This window comes from Stenotrophomonas sp. 2YAF22, from assembly GCF_052114665.1.
Lineage (GTDB): Bacteria > Pseudomonadota > Gammaproteobacteria > Xanthomonadales > Xanthomonadaceae > Stenotrophomonas > Stenotrophomonas indicatrix.
In genome coordinates, this window is the sequence record NZ_JBFRFE010000390.1 from 1 (window position 1) to 4,110 (window position 4,110).

General features: G+C 65.0%; 3 protein-coding genes. All 3 read left to right on the forward strand.

The genetic code is table 11. From position 1 onward, the window contains the following. A partial coding sequence (locus AB4Y84_RS15080) for an aldehyde dehydrogenase family protein (protein WP_442250370.1) occupies positions 1-315 on the forward strand: 315 nt, incomplete at its 5' end. A gap of 101 nt (positions 316-416) precedes the next feature. Then, positions 417-2,099: a choline dehydrogenase gene (betA, locus tag AB4Y84_RS15085; protein WP_312785827.1), complete on the forward strand. Its 1,683-nt coding sequence runs from the start codon at positions 417-419 to the stop codon at positions 2,097-2,099. Between the two features lie 222 nt (positions 2,100-2,321). Further along, a complete protein-coding gene (locus AB4Y84_RS15090; protein WP_336027938.1) occupies positions 2,322-3,998 on the forward strand; it encodes a long-chain fatty acid--CoA ligase in 1,677 nt (558 codons plus the stop codon). Positions 3,999-4,110 lie beyond the last annotated feature (112 nt).

A 4,110-nucleotide genomic window follows, 5' to 3' on the forward strand; every position in this document is an offset into this window, starting at 1 on the left:
GAAATCTTCGGACCGGTGATGAGCATCCTTGCCTACGACGACGAGGACGAAGTGATCCGTCGCGCCAACGACACCACCTTCGGCCTGGCCGCAGGCGTGGTCAGCAAGGACATCAGCCGCGCCCACCGCATCATCCATCGCCTGGAAGCTGGCATCTGCTGGATCAACACCTGGGGCGAGTCGCCGGCCGAAATGCCGGTGGGTGGCTACAAGCAGTCCGGCGTTGGCCGCGAGAACGGTATCTCCACCCTCGGCCACTACACCCGCATCAAGTCGGTGCAGGTCGAGCTGGGCGACTACGCCAGCGTGTTCTGACCGGCGCACCCTGAGCACCGCCCATCGTCCGGCCACCGCGCCGATCCGACATTCCGCCGGGACGCCTGCATGCAGCGCGCCCGGCCTGCAGGAGAGCAACCATGAGCACCCATAACGAGTACGACTACATCATCATCGGCGCCGGTTCGGCCGGCAACGTGCTGGCCACCCGCCTCACCGAAGATGCCGATGTCAGCGTGCTTCTGCTGGAAGCCGGTGGCCCGGACTACCGGCTCGATTTCCGTACCCAGATGCCCGCCGCACTGGCCTTCCCGCTGCAGGGCAAGCGCTACAACTGGGCGTACAAGACCGATCCCGAGCCCTTCATGAACAACCGCCGGATGGATTGCGGTCGTGGCAAGGGCCTGGGCGGTTCGTCGCTGATCAACGGCATGTGCTACATCCGCGGCAACGCGATGGACTACGACAACTGGGCCGGCATGCCGGGCCTGGAAGACTGGACCTACCTGGACTGCCTGCCGTACTTCCGCAAGGCCGAAACCCGTGACATCGGCCCGAACGACTACCACGGCGGTGACGGCCCGCTGCGCGTGACCACGCCCAAGGCCGGCAACAACGAACTGTTCGCGGCGATGGTCGAGGCCGGCGTGCAGGCCGGTTACCCGCGCACCGACGACCTCAACGGCTACCAGCAGGAAGGCTTCGGCCCGATGGACCGCACGGTCACGCCGAAGGGCCGTCGTTCCAGCACCGCCCGTGGCTACCTGGACCTGGCCAAGCCGCGCCCGAACCTGACCATCGTCACCCACGCGCTGACCGACCGCATCCTGTTCTCGGGCAAGCGCGCAGTGGGCGTGCAGTGGCTGCACAACGACCAGCCGCAGCGCGCCACCGCACGCCGCGAAGTGCTGCTGTGTGGTGGTGCCATCGCCTCGCCGCAGATCCTGCAGCGCTCYGGCGTCGGCCCGGCTGACCTGCTGCGCAGCCTGGACATCGACCTGGTGCACCACCTGCCCGGCGTCGGCGCCAACCTGCAGGACCATCTTGAGATGTACCTGCAGTACGAGTGCAAGAAGCCGGTCTCGCTGGCCCCGGCACTGAAGCTGTACAACCAGCCGGCGATCGGTGCCGAATGGCTGTTCCTGGGCACCGGCATCGGCGCCAGCAACCAGTTCGAGGCTGGCGGTTTCATCCGCAGCGATGCCGAATTCGACTGGCCCAACCTGCAGTATCACTTCCTGCCGGTGGCGATCAACTACAACGGCTCCAACCCGATCAAGGCACACAGCTTCCAGATGCATGTCGGCTCGATGCGCTCGCCCAGCCGTGGCCGCATCCACGTGCGCTCGAAGGATCCGCGCGAAGATCCCAGCATCCTGTTCAACTACATGTCGCACGACCAGGACTGGCGCGAATTCCGCTCGGCAATCCGGATCACCCGCGAGATCTTCGCGCAGCCGGCGCTGGCACCGTACAGCGGCCGTGAGATCTCGCCGGGCAGTGCCCTGCAGACCGATGCGCAGATCGATGCGTTCGTGCGCGAGCATGCCGAGACTGCCTACCACCCGTCATGCTCGAACAAGATGGGCCACGCCGATGATCCGATGGCAGTGGTCGACGGCCAGGGCCGCGTGCACGGCCTGGAAGGCCTGCGCATCGTCGATGCCTCGATCATGCCGCAGGTGGTCACCGGCAACCTCAACGCACCGACCATCATGATCGCCGAGAAGCTGGCCGATGTAATCCGTGGCCGCGCCCCGCTGCCGCGCAGCACTGCGCCCTACTACAAGGCCAACGGCGCACCGGTGCGCTCGCAGGGCTGACGCAAGCGGCCTGCCATGACGGTCGTTGGTGCCGGCTGCGGGCATGCGCTCTCCACGCCACCGATCACCGTGATTGCCGGCCAGCGGCCGGCACCACAGGAAATGCAGAGGCCCCTTGCGGGGCCTCTTCGCGTTTTCCCTACGGGGCGGTATGCTGCGGAGAGCGGTTCTGGCGGATACTGTCCGCGCCGCACCCATCATTACGATTCCTGGAGGGGGAATATGAGTCTGGATCGTCCCTGGCTGCAGAGCTATCCGAAAGGCGTTCCCGCCGAAATCGACGTCAACGAGTTCCATTCGGTAGTTTCGGTCTTCGACGCGTCCGTCGCGAAGTACCGCGACCGACCGGCCTACTCCAGTTTCGGCAAGACCCTCACCTACGGTGAGACCGATGCCCTGGTCGAGCAGTTCGCCGCTTACCTGCTGGGTGAGCTGAAGCTCAAGAAAGGCGACCGCGTCGCCCTGATGATGCCCAACTGCCTGCAGTACCCGGTGGCGACCTTCGGCGTGCTGCGTGCCGGCTTGACCGTGGTCAACGTCAACCCGCTGTACACCGCGCGCGAGCTGAAGCATCAGCTGGTCGATGCCGGCGTGACCGCGCTGGTGGTGGTGGACAACTTCGGCGATACCGTCGAACAGGTCATCGCCGATACCCAGGTCAAGCAGGTCATCACCACCGGCCTGGGCGACCTGCTCGGCGCCAAGGGCACGATCGTCAACTTCGTGCTCAAGTACATCAAGAAGATGGTGCCCAACTACCACCTGAAGGGCGCGATCCGCTTCAAGCAGGCGCTCAAGCTGGGCAGCCGCCACACCCTGCCGAAGGTCGAGATCGACCATGACGACGTGGCGTTCCTGCAGTACACCGGCGGCACYACCGGYGTGGCCAAGGGTGCGATGCTGACCAACCGCAACCTGATCGCCAACATGCAGCAGGCCTCGGCCTGGATCAGCGCATCGGGCATCGAGATGGGCAAGGAATGGATCATCACCGCCCTGCCGCTGTACCACATCTTCGCGCTGACGGCGAACGGCCTGGTCTTCATGAAGTTCGGTGGCTGCAACCACCTGATCACGAATCCACGTGACATGAAGGGCTTCGTCAAGGAGCTCAAGTCGGTGCGCTTCACCGCGATCACCGGTGTCAACACGCTGTTCAACGGCCTGCTCAACACCCCTGGCTTCGACACCGTCGATTTCTCCTCGCTGAAGGTGACCCTGGGCGGCGGCATGGCCGTGCAGCGTGCGGTGGCCGAGCGCTGGAAGAAGACCACTGGCGTCACCCTGGTCGAGGCCTACGGCTTGACCGAGACCTCGCCGGCTGCCTGCATCAACCCGCTTACCTTGGCCGAGTACAACGGTTCGATCGGCCTGCCGATTCCGTCCACCGATGCCTGCATCAAGGACGACAACGGCAACATCCTGGCGCTGGGCGAAGTGGGCGAGCTGTGCATCCGCGGCCCGCAGGTGATGAAGGGCTACTGGCAGCGCCCGGAGGAAACCGCCAAGGCCATCGACGCCGACGACTGGCTGCACACCGGCGACATGGCGAAGATGGACGAACACGGCTTCTTCTACATCGTCGACCGCAAGAAGGACATGATCCTGGTGTCCGGCTTCAACGTGTAYCCSAACGAAGTGGAAGACGTGATCGCGATGATGCCGGGCGTGCTGGAAGTGGCCGCAGTGGGCGTGCCGGACGAGAAGTCCGGCGAGGTGGTCAAGGTGGTCATCGTCAAGAAGGACCCGAACCTGACCGCCGAGATGGTCAAGGAGCACGCCCGGGCCAACCTGACCGGCTACAAGCACCCCAGAATCGTTGAATTCCGAAAGGAGCTGCCGAAGACCAACGTCGGCAAGATCCTGCGTCGCGAACTCCGCGATACGCCCGCCCCGTAAGGGTTTCGGGAAAGTTGAACGCGCTCAGGCCCGGGTCGGCAACGACCCGGGCCTTTTCGCATGCGCGGGCCCGGGGCCGGTGTAGCATCGCCGCGTGAGTGGACCGTTCGGC